The sequence below is a fragment of the Nonomuraea aurantiaca genome (assembly GCF_020215705.1).
GTDB lineage: Bacteria > Actinomycetota > Actinomycetes > Streptosporangiales > Streptosporangiaceae > Nonomuraea > Nonomuraea aurantiaca.
Genome location: NZ_JAIWNB010000006.1, coordinates 35550 through 50906, shown reverse-complemented (window position 1 = coordinate 50906; position 15357 = coordinate 35550). Strand labels below are relative to the sequence as shown.

Here is a 15357-nt window from a genome sequence, read left to right as displayed (position 1 = left end):
GAATGCTCCTCCGGCGGATCCTCGTTCTGGTCCCGCTGGTACTCGGGGTCGCCGCGTTCGTGTTCATCGTGATGCGCTTCTCCAACAGCAAGCCGGAGTACGCCTACTTCCAGGGCGCGAACCCGACCCCCGAGCAGATCCACCAGTTCCAGGTCGAGAACGGCCTGCTCGACCCGCTGCCGCTGCGCTACCTGCGCTTCATCGGCGACCTGGTCCGCGGCGACCTGGGCACCAGCGTGCTCACCAAGAAGCCGGTGCTCGAATCGGTCACGACCGCGCTGCCGCTGACGCTCCAGCTCACGCTCCTCGGCCTGCTCGTCGCGGTCGTGCTGGCGCTGATCTTCGGCGTCACCGGGGCGCTGTTCCGTGACCGCTGGCCCGACCAGGTGATCCGCATCGTGTCCCTGGTCGGGGTCGCGGCTCCGGCCTTCTGGCTGGCACTGCTGATGATCCAGTGGCTCGCCGTGGGGGAGGGGCTCTTCCCGACCGGCGGCTACATCAACCCCGCCGACTCGACGAGCGGCTGGCTGCGCTCGATGACGCTGCCCGCGCTGTCGCTGTCGCTGCCGGTCGCGGCCCAGCTCACCAGGATCATCCGCACCTCGATGGTGGAGGAGCTCGACCGCGACTACGTACGCACCGCGATCGGCAGCGGGCTGCCGCCGATCGTGGTGGTGGGCCGCAACGTACTGCGCAACGCGCTGATCAACCCGCTGACCGTGCTCGGCCTGCGCATCGGCTACCTGATCGGCGGCGCGGTGGTCATCGAGCAGATCTACGGCCTGCCGGGCATGGGCCAGCTCATGATCAACGCGGTGCGCGACGGTGACCCCGCGGTCGTGCAGGGCGTCGTGCTGACCGTCGCGGTCGGTTTCATGGTCGTCAACCTGCTGGTCGACGTCCTGTACCTGCTGGTCAACCCCAGGCTCAGGAGCGCCACCTGATGAGACGTGGACTGACCGAACGCCTCGCCAAGCCGGGCGTCGCCTTCAGACGGCTCCGGCCGCTGTCGTGGATCGCCGTGGGCGTCGTCGCCGTGATCGTGCTGGCCGCGCTGCTCGCGCCGGTGATCGCGCCGCACTCGCCGTACTTCCAGGAGGTCGCCGGCGGCGGCCCGTCCGCGAGTCACTGGATGGGACTGGACAGCGCCAACCGCGACATCCTGTCCAGGCTCCTGTACGGCGCGCGCTGGTCGCTGATCATCGGCCTCGGCGCGACCGCCCTGGCCCTGGTCGTGGGGGCCGTCATCGGCGCCGCCGCGGCCACCTCCCGCCGGGCCGTCGACGAGACGATCATGCGCCTGCTCGACGTGATCATGGCCTTCCCCGGCATCGCGCTGGCCGCGGTGCTGGTGGCGGTGTTCGGCGGCAGCATTCCGGTGCTGGTGATGGCGATGGCCTTCCTCTACATGCCCTCGGTGGCGCGGGTCGTACGGGCCAACGTGATCGCCCAGTACGGCGAGGACTACGTCGCGGCCGAGCGGATCATCGGCGCCCGCACCCCGCACATCCTGATCCGGCACATCGCCATCAACTGCGCCGCGCCCGTGCTGGTGTTCTGCACGGTGATGGTGGCCGACGCGATCGTGTTCGAGGCTTCGCTGTCGTTCATCGGCGCCGGAGTACGCCCACCGAACCCGTCGTGGGGCAGCGTCATCGCCGACGGCAAGAACATGGTGCTCCTCGGCGGCTGGTGGGCCACGGTCTTCCCCGGCCTGCTCATCCTGATCACCGTGCTCGCCCTGAACATCCTCTCCGAGGGCATCTCCGACGCCTGGGCCGCGCCCGCCACCCGCAAGGCCGCCATCAAGAAGGACGACGCGTTCGAGGCGGCCCGGCCGGGCTCCGGCGAGATCGTCGAGCTGCCGGGCCTGGCCGAGGCCGCCCGCAGGCTGGCCGAGCGGGCCCGCCCCCTGCCCTCGGGCCCGCCGATCCTCGCGGTGGAGCGGCTGCGCATCGGCTTCGCCGAGGGCGTGGACATCGTCGACGGCATCGCCTTCGAGGTACGTCCGGGCGAGGTGCTCGGTCTGGTCGGCGAGTCCGGCTGCGGCAAGTCGCTGACCGCGCTGACCATCATGGGCCTGCAGCCCCGCGACGCCCGCGTCAGCGGCCACGTACGCTTCGACCAGCAGGAGCTCCTCTCGCTGCCGCGCCGCGCCCGCCGCCGCCTGCTCGGCCACGAGATGGCGATGATCTACCAGGACGCGCTCTCCTCGCTGAACCCGGCCATGACCATCAAGGCCCAGCTCAAGCAGGTCACCCGCCGTGGTGGCCGCCGGACACCGGCCGAACTGCTCGAACTGGTCGGCCTGGACGCCCGCCGTACCCTGTCCTCCTACCCGCACGAGCTGTCCGGCGGGCAGCGGCAGCGGGTGCTGATCGCGATGGCGCTGTCGCGCGAGCCCAAGCTGATCGTCGCCGACGAGCCCACCACCGCGCTCGACGTGACCGTCCAGGCGCAGGTCATCGAGCTGCTGCTGGAACTGCGCGCGGAGCTCGGGTTCGCGCTGATCCTCGTCTCGCACGACCTCGCGCTGATCGCCGACGTCACCGACCGCGTGGTCGTCATGTACGGCGGGCAGATCGTGGAGACCGGCGCCACGGCGACGCTGGTCGGCGCGCCCGCCCACCACTACGCCCGCGGGCTGCTCGGCTCGGTGCTGTCGCTGGAGTCGGGGGCCGAGCGGCTGACGCAGATCCCCGGCGTGGTGCCCGCGGCGGCGGACTTCCCGGCCGGCTGCCGCTTCGCCGACCGGTGCCCGATGGCCACGGATGTGTGCCGCACCGACGCTCCGGTGCTGGAAGGGGACACCCGGCGGCACGCCGTGGCGTGTCACCATCCCGCCGTCGTCCTCGTGGGGAGTGATCAGCATGCTTGATCTCAAGGACGTGCACGTCGTGTACAAGGCCCGCTCGGGCGGGGTGTTCTCGCGGGACCGCGTCTACGCGCTGACCGAGGCGAACCTCTCGATCAGCCCCGGCGAGACGGTCGGCGTCGTGGGGGAGTCGGGCTGCGGCAAGTCCACGCTGGCCAAGGTGCTGGTGGGCCTGCAACGGCCGACCTCGGGCACCGTGACCTTCCGGGGCAAGGACCTGTGGGCGCTCAAGGAGGCGGAGCGGCGGGGGCTGATCGGGTCCAGCGTCGGGATGATATTTCAGGACCCGTCCACGGCGCTCAACCGGCGGCTGCCCGTCAGCAAGGTGCTCCGCGACCCGCTCAACGTGCACGGGCGCGGCACCCCGGCCGAGCGGGACGCCCGGGTCCGGGAGCTGCTCGACCTCGTCGGCCTGCCCGCCGGCGCGGCCGACCTGCTGCCCGGCCAGCTGTCCGGCGGGCAGCGGCAGCGCGTGGCCATCGCCAGGGCGCTGGCCCTCGAACCCGACCTGCTCATCGCCGACGAGCCGACCAGCGCCCTTGACGTGTCCGTACGGGCGCAGATACTCAACCTGCTGCTCGATCTGAAGGAGCGGCTCGGGCTGGCGCTGGTGTTCGTCTCGCACGACATCCAGACGGTCCGGCGGATGAGCGACCGGGTGGTGACCATGTACCTGGGCAGGATCGTCGAGCAGACTCCCGCGCACGCCGTACCCCTGAACGCCCGGCACCCCTACACGCGGGCGCTGTTCTCCGCCACGCCGGGACTGATCTCCCCGATCAACCCGATCCCGCTGGTCGGCGTCGTGCCCTCGGCCACCAGGCCGCCGAGCGGCTGCCCGTTCCGCACCCGATGCTGGCGGGCGGACGAGGAGTGCGGCGCGGCCTGGCCCGCGGCGCGGACCGACGCCGACCACCTCTTCCACTGCTACCACCCGGTGGCGCCGGGAGCGACCGACCTCGAACTGATCCAGGAGCACGCATGACATTGACCGGTGTGATCCCCCCGGTGTGCACCCCGATGACCGCCGGCGGCCAGGTGGACGCCGCGTCGCTGATCCGGCTGGTGGACCACCTGATCGACGGCGGGGTGGACGGGCTGTTCGTGCTCGGGTCGTCGTCGGAGGTGGCCTACCTGCCCGACGCCCAGCGCCGGGTGGTGCTCGACACCGTGGTCGGTCATGCGGGCGGCCGGGTGCCGGTGCTGGCGGGGGTGATCGACATGACCACGCCACGGGTGCTCGAACACGTGCGGGTCGCGGTCGAGGCCGGGGTGTCGGGGCTGGTGGCGACGGCGCCGTTCTACACGCGCACCCATCCCACCGAGATACGGACACATTTCCGGACCATCAGGGCCGAGAGCGGATTGCCGGTCTACGCCTATGACCTGCCGGTCGCCGTGCGCACCAAGCTGTCCGCCGAGCTGCTGCTGGGACTGGCCGCCGAGGGGGTGCTGGCCGGGGTCAAGGATTCGAGCGGGGACGACGGCGGTCTGCGGCAGGTGATCCTGGGCCGCGAGGCGCCGTTCAGCGTGCTGACCGGGTCCGAGGTGACGGTGGACTCCGCCCTGTGGATGGGCGCCGACGGCGTGGTGCCCGGTCTGGGCAATGTCGATCCCCACGGGTACGTCCGGCTCTACCAGGCGGCGCGGCGGGGCGACTGGGAGGCGGCCCGGCTGGAGCAGGAGCGGCTGGTACGGCTGTTCGAGATCGTCACGGTCGGCGGCGACCGGATGGGCGGCAGTTCGTCGGGGCTGGGCGCCTTCAAGGCCGCGCTGCACCTGCGCGGCGTCATCGACCACCCGGCAACCGCGCTGCCGCAGGTCCCGCTGAACGACGAGGAGACCGGCCGCGTCGGCAAGCACTTGGCCGCCGCCGGCCTCCTGTAACAGCGGGGCGGGTGCTACCGCTTGCATCAGTGGACAATCGGATGGCAATCGGCGTCCCCCATCCTGTCCTGGTGACTAACGACAACGCACCTGCCATCTGGGAGATGGTGGTCGTCCACCGCGTGTTCCGCCGCGAGTTCAGGCTGGCCCCCGAGCTGGTCCGGCAGGTGGCCCCCGGCGACACCGAGCGGGCCGCCACGCTGGCCGCTTACCTGGGCGAGCTGCTGACCGGCCTGCACCACCACCACGAGGCCGAGGACAAGCTGCTCTGGCCGGTGCTCCTCCGCCGCGTACAGCTGGAGAGCGTCCTCATCCGCACGATGGAGGAGCAGCACGAGCGCGTCGCCGACCACATCTCCGTGCTGGAGGAACTGCTGCCCGCCTGGCGGGCCGAGGCCGACGCCGAGCGGAGGGACCGGCTCGCCGACACGCTGACGTTGCTCCACGACGAGCTCCTGGTCCACCTCGACCAGGAGGAGGAGCGCATCCTGCCGCTCGTCGCCGCGCACCTGACCAAGGCCGAATGGGACACGCTCTCGGAGTACGCCCGCGCCCAGCTGCCCAAGGACCGGCTGCTGATCAACCTTGGCGCGCTGCTGGAGGACGCCACCCCATGGGAGCGCGAGGCCTTTCTCCGCCTGATGCCGATGGCCGCCCGCGTCCTGTGGCGACTGATCGGCCAGCGGCAATACCAGCGCGAATGCCAGAAAGTCCGGCTTAGAACCTTTGGTGTGTTGCACGCGTCAAAAAATCCATGAAGACGTTCAGGATCGCCGCACTCGTGGGCGGGCTGCTGCTGCTCGGCGGCGCCGCGCCCGCGCTGGCGCAGGAGAGCGCGCAACCGGCCGCGGCCCCGCAGCGCTGCTCCACGACCCAGCTCCAGGTGCGCCTGGGCCGGGTGGACGCCGGGGCGGGCAACCGCTACGCGCCGCTGGTGTTCACCAACCGGTCGCGCGCCACGTGCACCGTACGCGGCTATCCCGGTCTGGTGATGCTCGACGAGCGGGGTGACGCCCTGCGTACAAGAGTTCGCCGGACGCCGGGAGCGCACCCGAAGGTGACGCTCAGGCCCGGCGGCAGCGCCCGCGCGGTCCTCCACTGGACCGTCGTGGAGAGCGGCGGCGAGACGGACTGTCCAGGCGCGAACCGGCTGCTCGTCATCGCGCCGGACGATCGGACGTACACGACCATCGCGTTCGGCGCCGACCGCGTGTGCGGCCAGGGACGGCTCGACGTCGCCGCGATCAAGTGACTAGCGGCTGACCCCGTCGGCGGGCCGCTGGAGCAGGTTCAGGTCGGCCCGGCGGGGCAGGCTCTCCCAGTCGCCCTGCGAGGTCACCGCGAACGCCCCGGCCGCGCACGCCGTGCGCAGCCGCTGGCCGGCGTCCGCGCCGGCCAGCCAGTCGGCGAGCCACCCGGCCGCGAACGCGTCCCCGGCGCCGACCGGGTCCACCTCCGTCACCCGGAACGGCTGAGCCTGCCGTACGGAGCCGCCCGAGTACTCCAGGGCCCCCTCGGCACCCGACTTCACCAGCACATGGCCGGGACCGAGCGAGGCGAGCGCCTTGGCCAGGTCGGCGCCCCCTTCGACGTCGGTGACCAGCCGGCCCTCCGCCTCGGTCGCGAACAGCACGTCCACGTCGCCGATCGTCTCGCGCAGCCAGGCGCCGGCCTCCTCGGCCGTCCACAGCGCCCGGCGGTAGTTGATGTCCAGTGACACGAACACCCCGGCGGCGCGGGCCACGGCGATCGCCTGCCGTACGGTCTCGCGGGCGGACGCCGACAAGGCCGGGGTGATCGCGGAGACGTGCAGCACCCGGGCGGCCTGGATGAGCGCGGGGTCGACGTCTTCGGGCGTGATCCGGGACGCGGCGCTCCTCGCCCGGTAGTAGCGGACGTCGACGAGGTCGGCCGTCCGCCGGCCCTTGATCATCAGGCCGGTCGGCGCCTCCGGATCCGTGACGGCCCGGACGTCGACGCCCTCGCCCTGGAGCGTGAAGCGGATCAGCTCGCCGAACTCGTCGGCCCCGACCCGGCTGATCCAGGTGGCGCTGTGACCCAGGCGGCTGACACCGATGGCCACGTTCGACTCGGCGCCGCCGACGCCCAGGTCGAAGTCGCGGGCGAAGCGCAGCGGACCGGTGCGCCGGGCCGAGAACAGCGCCATGGTCTCACCGAAGGTCACCAGATCGGTCATCGAGTCGAGCTCCCAGCTGTTCGAAGATGCGCGGCGCCGTTCCGCGGACGTTCGGCCGCCCACAGGGTACCCGCCGACCAGGCGCGGCATCATGTTGGTGCCCGTCATGCAGCGGCCTCACGTGGGTGCCCGTAGGCAACGGGCTAGCCGAAGATCTGCCGCTCGCGCCGGGTGTAGCCTGGTCCGGTGGCGGCCGCCAGCAGGCGCAGCGGCCCGCCCGCCCGCTTGAGCAGGCGCGCGGCCTCCTCGGGCGTGGCGTGGCGGAGCAGCCACGGAGTGGTGAAGGCCAGTTCGCGGAGGGTGGCGCGCCTGGCGACCTGCCGCTCCACCCGTACATAGGCGTCGAACGGCACGAACCGGAAGACGATCGGGAACAGCTCGGACTCCTCCTCGGCGAGGTGCTCCTCAAGTGGCTCCAGCAACTCGCTCAGCTCCCGGCCGAGCGCGCCCGGCTCACCGGTCAGCGCGGCGCGGCAGCGGGCCAGCAGCGGGCCGAACGCCTGGCGGCCGGTGGCGTAGGAGGTCAGGTCGACGGACTGGCCCGCGGCGCGCTCGATGGCCGGCCACAGCAGGTCGCGCTCGTTGGCGTGGTGGTGGCCGACCTGGGTCAGCAGCGCGGCCGCGTAGCCGCGCACCGCCCTGCCCCTGGCCGCGCCGAGCTCGGCGGGCCCGGTCAGCAGCTCGGCGAGCCGCCGCAGGTCGGTCAGCATGGCGCGGTGGACGACGTACATCGAGGTGAGGTCGGCCGTCGAGGTGAGACCGGCCGTCGAGGTGAGATCCGACATCGGGGCGGGGCCGGTCAGGGGCGGGCCGTCTTCGCGAGCGGAGGCCGTCCGCCGGGCCGCCGAGCCGTCCTCGCGAGTGGAGGTCGCCCGCCGGGCCGCCGAGCCGTTCGTCCGCCGGGCCGGCGCGCCGCTCGAGTGGCGGCTCGCCGCGTCGTGCGCCGCCCAGTCGCGTAGCCGGGGCCAGGCGCGGAAGAGCGCGGCGCTGGCCGGGGCGACCCGGTCGTCACTGATCGCCACCAGCTTGCCCACCTCGGTCGTGATGGGCTCGACCCGGACGCTGAGCCGTACCAGCAGGCCGGCGGCGACCAGGCGGGTCAGCACCCCCGGCTCCTCGCCGTCGTCCTTGACCTCCTCGCCGTCCAGCAGGCGCAGCAGCAGGCCGGGCAGCTCGCCCTGCTGCGCCGGGGTGAGTGAGGCGTACGCCTCCTCGGCCACCTCGCCGAGCGAGCGCGGGCCGCTCAGCCCGCCGGGCGGGCGCAGCTCGGCCGGACCGCGTGCCGGCAGCTCCGTGGCGGAGGGGCGGTCGGCCGGGTTCTTCGCCAGGGCGCGCCCCACCAGGTCGCGCAGCCGCGGCGGCAGCTCGCCGAGGTCCGGATCGACGGTCAGCAGCCGGTGCATGATCGCGCCGAGGCTCTCGCCCTGGAACGGGTCGCGGCCGGTGGCCGCGTAGAGCACGACCGCGCCCCAGGCGAACACGTCGGCCGCGGTGCCGGCCCGCTGCCCGGTGAGCACCTCGGGTGCCAGGTAGGTGTGCCGTCCGCCGACCGGATTGCCGGCCGCCATGCCGTAGTCGATGACGCGCGGGCCGTCGGGGGCCAGCAGCACGTTCTCGGGCTTCAGGTCGCGGTGGGTGATGCCCGCCTCGTGCAGCGTCCTGAGCGCGGTCGCCAGGGCGAGCGCGAGCGCGAGCAGTTCGTCACCCGCGTACGGCCCGTGCACGGCCACCGCCTGCCGCAGATCGGGTCCGTCGGCGAACTCGCTGACGATGTAGGGACTCTCGCTGTCGAGCCCGACGCCGACCACCCGGGCCAGGTGGCGCGGCTTGATCAGGCCGACGGCCTCGGCGAGCTGCCTGGTGACCTCGCCCCGAGGCACCTTGATCGCGAACCGGCGGCCCTCGTCGTTGTAGGCGTCGTAGACCACCCCGCGCCCGCCCGCGCCAAGCCGCCCGGCCAGCCAGTAGCCGCCAAGTCTCTCGGGGTCACCGGGCACCAAGCGCATCGTCACTGCTGCTTAGATGCACGAAATCGTGAATTGGTTGCAAGACGTCACAGGTCCCCCGCGCGCCCCGGAGGACCCGTGCGTCATGATCATTATGTCAGGCTTTCCGATCTTGGCCGCCATTCGGTCCGCAGTATCGACATGGTGATGGCGTCGTGCCACTGGCCGTCCCAGAGCAGCGCGTCACGTTGTACGCCCTCCTCGACGAAGCCCACCTTCTTGTAGACGTGCCTGGCGCGGTCGTTGAAGGCGTAGACCTCCAGGCCGATCCGGTGCAGCGGTGTCGTGCTGAAGGCGTGGCCGAGCAGCAGGTCGATGGCCTCCGTGCCGTAGCCCTTGCCGAACGCGCGCGCGCCGATGAGCGCGATCCGCATGCTGCACGCGAGGTTGCCCTCGTCGAGCTCGTTGAGCACGATCTCGCCCACGAAGCCGCCTTCCGCGATGATCGCCAGGTCGAGGCGGTCGGCGTGCTGGCTCCTCGTCGCGTACCAGTGGCGGCTGGCCTCCCGGTCGAACTCGCCGTGCGAGCCGGTCAGCCGCCGCACCTCGGGGTCGGTGACCAGCTCGAACAGATCGTCGGCGTATTCGGGGCCGACCGGGCGCAGCGTCACTCGGTGGCCCTGGAGGGTGGGCTTGTCAGCGAACATCCCCCCTCACTATCAAGCCTGCTCAGCAGGGGCAAACTCGACCTGCCCATGACCAGTGGTTTGTTTTTCGACATGGGGATAGAGGTTCATCTTGTCAAGGAGGTAAATCATGACCATAGCCGGAAGCATCATCCTCATCATGCTCGGTGCGATTCTCACCTGGGCCGTCGAGTTCGATCTTGCCGGACTCGACATCAACGTGGTCGGCGTCATCCTCATGCTGGGTGGTGTGGCCGGCCTGCTGTTCGGGATCTACCGGATCAGCGTGACCCGCAGGGCCGTGGCCCCCATCGACGAGCCGGTAGTCCGTCACGACGTCTACGAGCAGCCCGAGGCGCGCCGGACCACCGTGTACGAGGAGCGTCGCCGCTATGACGAGCCGCCCCTGTAAGTCCTCCAGCTACCTGAAGGTCAACCCGCGGGCCGGCGCCAAGGCCCGCGGCTGACCCTCACCACCCCCTCACAGCACCCGCTTGACCGCCTCGGCTATCGCGTGGCGGTCTATGCGGGCGTCTGCCAGCTGTTCATGCGGCGTCGCCGACCCGGGCAGCTCCCGTACCGCCAGCTTCACCACGCGCGGCCCGAGCTCGCTGACGGCGTCCAGCACGGCGTCGCCCAGCCCGCCCTCCGGCCGGTGGTCCTCCACGGTGATGAGGGTTCCCGTGGTGGTGGCCGCCTCCATCAGCGCGGCCGTGTCGATCGGCTTGATCGAGTACATGTCGATCACGCCCACGGGGATCCCGTCCCGGCCCAGCTCGTCGGCCGCCGCGAGCGCCTCGTGCACGGTCACCCCGGCCGCCACGATCGTGGCCCGGTCCGCCGCCGACTGCCGCAGCACGGACGAGCCGCCCACGGGGAAGCGCTCGCCCGGCTCGTAGATCACCGGCAGGGCGCCGCGAGTGGTCCGCAGGTACGACACCCCTGAGATGTCGGCCATCGCGGCCGTCAGCGCGGCGGCCTGGTTGGCGTCGCACGGATAGAGCACCGTGCTGCCGTACACGGCGCGCATCATGGCCAGGTCCTCCAGGCCCATCTGCGAGGGGCCGTCCTCGCCGATCGACACGCCGGAGTGCGAGCCGACCAGCCTGATCGACGCGTGGCTCACCCCGGCCATCCTGATGAAGTCGTACGCCCTGGTCAGGAAGGCCGCGAAGGTGGCGGCGTAGGGGATCCAGCCGCGCACCTGCAGGCCGATCGCCATCGCGACCAGCTGCTGCTCGGCGATGTAGCACTCGATGAAGCGCTCGGGGAACTCCTTGGCGAAGTCCTCGGTCCTGGTCGAGTCGGCCACCTCGCCGTCGACCACGACCACCTCGCCACGGGCCGCGCCCAGCGCGACCAGCGCCGCGCCGAACCCGTCCCTGGTGGCGGCCTCGTCACCGGTCTTGTATGCGGGCAGCACCAGCTCCCCGCTGTGGAAGCGGAACGGCTCGCCGGTGGGCTCGGGCGGCCGCACCTCGACCCGCACGTCCCGCACGCCGCCCAGCTCGCCGATGGCCTTGTCCGGGTCCTTGAGCGCCTTGCCGTGGGCGCCCTCGCGGTTCTCCACCTCCAGGACGCCCTCGCCCTTGCGCGTCTTGGCGAGGATCACGGTCGGCCGCCGGCGGGTGTTGCAGGCGTCGTTCAGCGCGAAGTCGATCTGTCCTGGATCGTGCCCGTCGATCTCGATCGTGTGCCAGCCGAACGCCCCGAACCTGCGGGCGTACGCGCCGGTGTCCCAGCCATGCCGGGTCGGGCCGCGCTGGCCCAGCCGGTTGATGTCCACGAGCAACGTCAGGTTCGCCAGCCCTTCAGCCCCCGCCTGCTCGGCGGCCTCCCAAATGGACCCTTCGGCCAGTTCGCTGTCACCGCAGAGCACCCACACCTGGTACGGCAGGCGCTCCAGCCGCCCGGCCGTCGCCACCCCCACCCCGATGGGCAACCCCTGTCCGAGCGAGCCGGTGGCGACGTCCACCCATGGCAGCTTGGGCGTCGGATGGCCCTCCAAACGGCTGCCGCGCCTCCTGAACGACAGCAGCTCCTCGTCAGTGATCGCGCCCGCGGCCTTGTACAGCGCGTAGAGCAGCGGCGAGGCGTGACCCTTGGAGAAGATGAGATGGTCGTTGGCGGGATTGCCGGGATTCTGGAAGTCATAGCGCAGGTGGCACGCGAACAACACCGCCATCAGGTCGGCCGCCGACATCGACGACGTCGGATGGCCGGAGCCGGCGGCGGCCGAGCCGCGTACGGAGTCCACACGCAACTGGGCGGCGAGTTCGGACAGGAATCGCAGATCGCGTTCAGGCATCAGGTCCCTCCTCGTGGTTGCCCCGCCGCCTACCCCTTCTGGCCTGCTTAACGCTGGCCCGCGTGAGGCTTCCTCAGCTTCTGGCCCGGCCGAGGGCCGCGAGACCGGTCGCCGTCGCGGCGGCGGCCAGCGTGAGGAGCACCGCGCGCCGGTGCTGCGACAGCCAGAGCTGCGGGCTGCGGGCGTGCGAGCGCTTGTCGAAGCTGCCGTGCGCGCCGTAGTCGCGGTCGTCGTCCATGGGTTCCCAGAGGTTGGCCGCATCGCTGCGCGGCTTCTCGTCCGTCTGCTGGGAGTCCACGCCGGTCCGCGCCAGGTAGCGGTCCACCAGCGCGGGGGCGATCCGCTGCGCGACCAGGGTGGCCGCTGTCGTGGCGCCGACCCAGTACTCCTTGCGCTCCGGGTGCTCGGCGGCGTACACGATGCCGCGGGCCGCGACCTCGGGCTGGTAGATCGGCGGCACCGGCTGCGGGTGGCGGCGCAGCTTGCTGAGCACCCAGTCGAACTGGGGCGTGTTGACCGCCGGCAGCTGCACCATGGTGATCTTGACGTTGCTGCGGGCGGCCAGGAGCTCGACCCGCACCGACTCGGTGAAGCCCTTGACCGCGTGCTTGGCCCCGCAGTACGCCGACTGCAGCGGGATCCCCCGATAGGACAGGGCCGAGCCGGTCTGGACGATGACGCCCCTGTTGCGGGGCCGCATCAGCTCAAGGGCCACCCGGGTGCCCCAGACGTAGCCGAGGTAGGTGACCCTGGTCGTCCGCTCGAACTCCTCCGGGGAGATGTCGGAGAACCTGGCGAACACCGAGGAGAACGCCACGTTGATCCACACGTCGATCGGGCCGATCTCCGCCTCGATGCGCTCGGCCGCCTGGCGTACCTGGTCGTACTCGGCCACGTCCGCCTCATAGACCTGCCCGCTCCCGCCGGCGGCGGCGACGTCCACGGCGGCGGCGCCCAGGCCGGTCGTCCCGCGGGCGATCAGCGCCACCTTGGCGCCCTTCGCGCCCAGCTCGCGCACCACCGCGCGGCCCACGCCGCCGCTCGCGCCCGTCACCACGACCACGCGTCCCCGCAGGTCGTCCGTGATATCCGTCTTTGTCGTGAGATTCTCGGCACTCTGTGGCGCCATGAAGGTCAACCCGCCTCTCCTGATCTACCGCGGTGCTGCCGCCGGACGGCCAGCACCATGTCAATGACCGTGGCGATCGCCGCCACGACCGCGATGCCGGTCATCACGGGGGCCCTGGCGATGACGCCGAGTACGGCGAACGCGAACAGGAACACCAAGATGAAGGAGCCCACCCTGATGTGCGCCACATCGCGCGGTGTCGCGGGGACCATCGCGTGGGATCGCTCATCCCGGCTCTCTTCCCAACCGTTGTTCTCAGGCATATGGCCCACCTGCCCCCGCCGTTTGCCGCTTAACGTCGCGGGTAGCCGCGCTGTCGTGCCTGAACTGCGGCCGAGTGACCAGAACGAGCCGGGGATCGCGCGCCGCCGGCGCGGTCGCGGATTCAGCTACCACACGCCCGACGGCGGCGTGGTGCGCGACGCCGGGACGCTGAGCCGGATCAGGGCGCTGGCCATCCCGCCGGCCTGGACCGACGTGTGGATCTGCGCCTCGCCGGACGGGCACCTCCAGGCGGCCGGCACCGACGCCGCCGGGCGCCGGCAGTACCGCTACCACGACGTCTGGCGCGAGCAGCAGGACCGGGAGAAGTTCGACCGGGTGCTGGAACTGGCCGAGCGGCTGCCCGCCTTCCGCGAGACCGTCGAGGAGCAGCTCTCCGGGCGCGGGCTGACCAAGGAGCGGGTGCTCGCCGCCGCCGCGCGGCTGCTCGACGTGGGCTTCTTCCGGGTCGGCGGGGAAAGCTACGACTCGTACGGCCTGGCGACGCTCAAGATGGAGCACGTGTCGTGCGGCAAGGGCGTGATCACCTGCTCGTACCCCGCCAAGCGCGACATCTCCCGCGAGATCGAGGTGGCCGACCCCGGGGCGTGCGCGGTGATCAGGTCGCTCAAGAGGCTCAGGGCCGAGGGCGAGCTGCTGCGTTACCGGCACAACGGCGGCTGGGCCGACGTGCGCAGCGAGGACATCAACGACTACCTGCGCGAGACGATCGGCTACGAGGTGACCGCGAAGGACTTCCGCACCTGGCACGCGACCGTGCTGGCGGCCGTGGGGCTGGCGGTCTCCGTCCACGCCGGGACCGGCAAGCGGGCGGTCGCGCGGGTCATGAAGGAGGTGTCCGAGTATCTCGGCAACACCCCCACGGTCGCTCGCGAGTCCTACGTCGACCCGCGGGTGGTCGAGGCGTACGAGCGGGGAAAGACGATCGCGGGGGCGCTGACCGAGCTCGGCGCCGACGCCGGCTTCGGCCAACTGGCCACGCGTGGCCCGGTGGAACGGGCGGTCATCGGCCTGGTACGCGCCGTTTGAGCGGTTTCCCTTTGGGCATGCGGCGTCTGGAGAAGGAGGAAGTTGCGATGGAAGCTCCGCAGTACGTCGCGGCCAGGGTCCAGCGGGCGCTGGCCGAGGATGCGCGCACGCACGAGCTCGGCATCCGGGTCGACATCAGAGGCGATCAGCTGTTCCTGCGCGGCCAGGTGGACGGCGCCGAACAGCGCGAGCGGCTCGGGGCGGTGGCCCACGAGACGGCGCCGGCCCTCCACCTGCACAACGAGATCAAGATCGTCGACATCGTCGAGCCCGGAGAGGATGAGCACCTTGACTGACCTGCGTATAGCGGCCGTGGGGGACGTTCACCTGGGCGAGGACAGTCGGGGCCACTACCGGAAACATCTGGAGGGCATCGAGGAGCGCGCCGATGTGCTGATGCTGGCGGGCGACCTGACCCGCCACGGCACGCTGGAGGAGGGCCGGGTGGTCGCCGACGAGTTCCGCGACCTGCCCGTCACCGTCGTTGCCGTGCTCGGCAACCATGACTACCACTCCGACCAGCAGTACGAGATCGCTTCGGAGCTCCGCGACGCCGGGGTGACGGTGCTCGACGACGACGGCGCCGTGCTCCAGTGCGGCGAGACGAAGCTGGGCGTGGTCGGCGGCAAGGGCTTCGGCGGCGGGTTCGCGGGCAAGAGCGCGAGCGAGTTCGGCGAGCGGGAGATCAAGAACTTCGTGGCGCACACCCGGCACATCGCCGAGGCGTGGAAGGTGGCGCTGAAGGAGGTTCAGGCCGATCATCGCCTGGTCCTGTCCCACTACTCGCCGATCAAGGAGACGCTGGAGGGCGAGCCGCCCGAGATCTACCCGTTTCTCGGCAGCTACCTGCTGGCCGAGGCGGTCGACACCGCCGGGGCGGACCTCTTCGTGCACGGGCACGCGCACAAGGGCACAGAGAAGGGCATGACGCCGGGCGGGATCAGGGTGCGCAACGTGGCCCTGCCAGTGCTCGGCCGGGCGTACGGGGTCTACTGCCTCGACGACTGCGACTGATCGA

Annotated in this window: 16 protein-coding genes; 10 read left to right on the top strand and 6 right to left on the bottom strand. The window is 71.5% G+C overall.

Annotated elements, in window-relative coordinates; genetic code table 11:
• The first annotated feature begins 2 nt into the window (after positions 1 to 2).
• From LDL49_RS16290 to LDL49_RS16265, 6 genes are all read left to right on the top strand, one after another.
• Complete coding sequence (locus LDL49_RS16290; protein WP_263655130.1) at positions 3 to 944, top strand: ABC transporter permease; 942 nt, start codon at positions 3 to 5, stop codon at positions 942 to 944.
• Entirely contained in the window at positions 944 to 2878 is a 1935-nt protein-coding gene (locus LDL49_RS16285) for a dipeptide/oligopeptide/nickel ABC transporter permease/ATP-binding protein (protein WP_225291896.1), read from the top strand. The genes LDL49_RS16290 and LDL49_RS16285 overlap by 1 nt, the downstream gene beginning before the upstream one ends.
• Positions 2871 to 3860 (top strand): ABC transporter ATP-binding protein, encoded by a 990-nt coding sequence (locus tag LDL49_RS16280; RefSeq protein WP_225291895.1) that lies wholly within the window; start codon positions 2871 to 2873, stop codon positions 3858 to 3860. Before LDL49_RS16285 ends, LDL49_RS16280 begins: the two co-directional genes overlap by 8 nt.
• Complete coding sequence (locus LDL49_RS16275) at positions 3857 to 4762, top strand: dihydrodipicolinate synthase family protein (RefSeq protein ID WP_225291894.1); 906 nt, start codon at positions 3857 to 3859, stop codon at positions 4760 to 4762. Before LDL49_RS16280 ends, LDL49_RS16275 begins: the two co-directional genes overlap by 4 nt.
• 71 nt (positions 4763 to 4833) lie before the next feature.
• The gene (locus LDL49_RS16270) at positions 4834 to 5520 is read left to right on the top strand and encodes a hemerythrin domain-containing protein (protein ID WP_225291893.1); all 687 of its coding nucleotides are present in this window, start codon (positions 4834 to 4836) and stop codon (positions 5518 to 5520) included.
• Positions 5517 to 6014, top strand: a complete 498-nt coding sequence (locus tag LDL49_RS16265) for a DUF4232 domain-containing protein (RefSeq protein WP_225291892.1) — start codon at positions 5517 to 5519, stop codon at positions 6012 to 6014. Before LDL49_RS16270 ends, LDL49_RS16265 begins: the two co-directional genes overlap by 4 nt.
• On the opposite strand, the gene LDL49_RS16260 is transcribed toward LDL49_RS16265, so the two are convergent.
• From LDL49_RS16260 to LDL49_RS16250, 3 genes are all read right to left on the bottom strand, one after another.
• On the bottom strand, positions 6015 to 6959 hold the full coding sequence (locus tag LDL49_RS16260) for a sugar kinase (protein WP_225291891.1): 945 nt from the start codon (positions 6957 to 6959) through the stop codon (positions 6015 to 6017).
• 143 nt (positions 6960 to 7102) lie between these two features.
• Positions 7103 to 8965, bottom strand: coding sequence for a protein kinase domain-containing protein (locus LDL49_RS16255; RefSeq protein ID WP_225292242.1), 1863 nt, complete (start codon positions 8963 to 8965; stop codon positions 7103 to 7105).
• A 92-nt stretch (positions 8966 to 9057) separates the two neighbouring features.
• The gene (locus LDL49_RS16250; protein WP_225291890.1) at positions 9058 to 9612 is read right to left on the bottom strand and encodes a GNAT family N-acetyltransferase; all 555 of its coding nucleotides are present in this window, start codon (positions 9610 to 9612) and stop codon (positions 9058 to 9060) included.
• A 109-nt stretch (positions 9613 to 9721) separates the two neighbouring features.
• Here LDL49_RS16250 and LDL49_RS16245 point away from each other — a divergent pair, with 109 nt between their 5' ends.
• Positions 9722 to 10003 (top strand): hypothetical protein, encoded by a 282-nt coding sequence (locus tag LDL49_RS16245; RefSeq protein WP_225291889.1) that lies wholly within the window; start codon positions 9722 to 9724, stop codon positions 10001 to 10003.
• A gap of 69 nt (positions 10004 to 10072) precedes the next feature.
• Here LDL49_RS16245 and LDL49_RS16240 read toward each other — a convergent pair whose 3' ends face one another.
• The 3 genes from LDL49_RS16240 to LDL49_RS16230 form a co-directional block, all read right to left on the bottom strand.
• Entirely contained in the window at positions 10073 to 11899 is a 1827-nt protein-coding gene (locus LDL49_RS16240) for a transketolase (protein ID WP_225291888.1), read from the bottom strand.
• A 73-nt stretch (positions 11900 to 11972) separates the two neighbouring features.
• Complete coding sequence (locus LDL49_RS16235; RefSeq protein WP_225291887.1) at positions 11973 to 13028, bottom strand: SDR family oxidoreductase; 1056 nt, start codon at positions 13026 to 13028, stop codon at positions 11973 to 11975.
• A 5-nt stretch (positions 13029 to 13033) separates the two neighbouring features.
• Positions 13034 to 13291: a hypothetical protein gene (locus tag LDL49_RS16230; protein WP_225291886.1), complete on the bottom strand. Its 258-nt coding sequence runs from the start codon at positions 13289 to 13291 to the stop codon at positions 13034 to 13036.
• A 55-nt stretch (positions 13292 to 13346) separates the two neighbouring features.
• Between LDL49_RS16230 and LDL49_RS16225 the strand changes: the two genes are divergently transcribed.
• From LDL49_RS16225 to LDL49_RS16215, 3 genes are read left to right on the top strand one after another with little or no spacing between them, the layout of a single operon-like run.
• Positions 13347 to 14339, top strand: coding sequence for a DNA topoisomerase IB (locus LDL49_RS16225; RefSeq protein WP_225291885.1), 993 nt, complete (start codon positions 13347 to 13349; stop codon positions 14337 to 14339).
• Positions 14340 to 14386: 47 nt separating this feature from the next.
• Positions 14387 to 14635, top strand: coding sequence for a BON domain-containing protein (locus LDL49_RS16220; RefSeq protein WP_225291884.1), 249 nt, complete (start codon positions 14387 to 14389; stop codon positions 14633 to 14635).
• Positions 14628 to 15353, top strand: coding sequence for a metallophosphoesterase family protein (locus LDL49_RS16215; protein WP_225291883.1), 726 nt, complete (start codon positions 14628 to 14630; stop codon positions 15351 to 15353). Before LDL49_RS16220 ends, LDL49_RS16215 begins: the two co-directional genes overlap by 8 nt.
• Positions 15354 to 15357: the final 4 nt, after the last annotated feature.

Coding starts and splice junctions, on each gene's coding strand:
- LDL49_RS16290 (WP_263655130.1), top strand. CDS start 3: ATGCTCCTCCGGCGGATCCTCGTTCTGGTCCCGCTGGTACTCGGGGTC.
- LDL49_RS16285 (WP_225291896.1), top strand. CDS start 944: ATGAGACGTGGACTGACCGAACGCCTCGCCAAGCCGGGCGTCGCCTTC.
- LDL49_RS16280 (WP_225291895.1), top strand. CDS start 2,871: ATGCTTGATCTCAAGGACGTGCACGTCGTGTACAAGGCCCGCTCGGGC.
- LDL49_RS16275 (WP_225291894.1), top strand. CDS start 3,857: ATGACATTGACCGGTGTGATCCCCCCGGTGTGCACCCCGATGACCGCC.
- LDL49_RS16265 (WP_225291892.1), top strand. CDS start 5,517: ATGAAGACGTTCAGGATCGCCGCACTCGTGGGCGGGCTGCTGCTGCTC.
- LDL49_RS16260 (WP_225291891.1), bottom strand. CDS start 6,959: ATGACCGATCTGGTGACCTTCGGTGAGACCATGGCGCTGTTCTCGGCC.
- LDL49_RS16255 (WP_225292242.1), bottom strand. CDS start 8,965: ATGCGCTTGGTGCCCGGTGACCCCGAGAGACTTGGCGGCTACTGGCTG.
- LDL49_RS16250 (WP_225291890.1), bottom strand. CDS start 9,612: ATGTTCGCTGACAAGCCCACCCTCCAGGGCCACCGAGTGACGCTGCGC.
- LDL49_RS16245 (WP_225291889.1), top strand. CDS start 9,722: ATGACCATAGCCGGAAGCATCATCCTCATCATGCTCGGTGCGATTCTC.
- LDL49_RS16240 (WP_225291888.1), bottom strand. CDS start 11,899: ATGCCTGAACGCGATCTGCGATTCCTGTCCGAACTCGCCGCCCAGTTG.
- LDL49_RS16235 (WP_225291887.1), bottom strand. CDS start 13,028: ATGGCGCCACAGAGTGCCGAGAATCTCACGACAAAGACGGATATCACG.
- LDL49_RS16230 (WP_225291886.1), bottom strand. CDS start 13,291: ATGCCTGAGAACAACGGTTGGGAAGAGAGCCGGGATGAGCGATCCCAC.
- LDL49_RS16220 (WP_225291884.1), top strand. CDS start 14,387: ATGGAAGCTCCGCAGTACGTCGCGGCCAGGGTCCAGCGGGCGCTGGCC.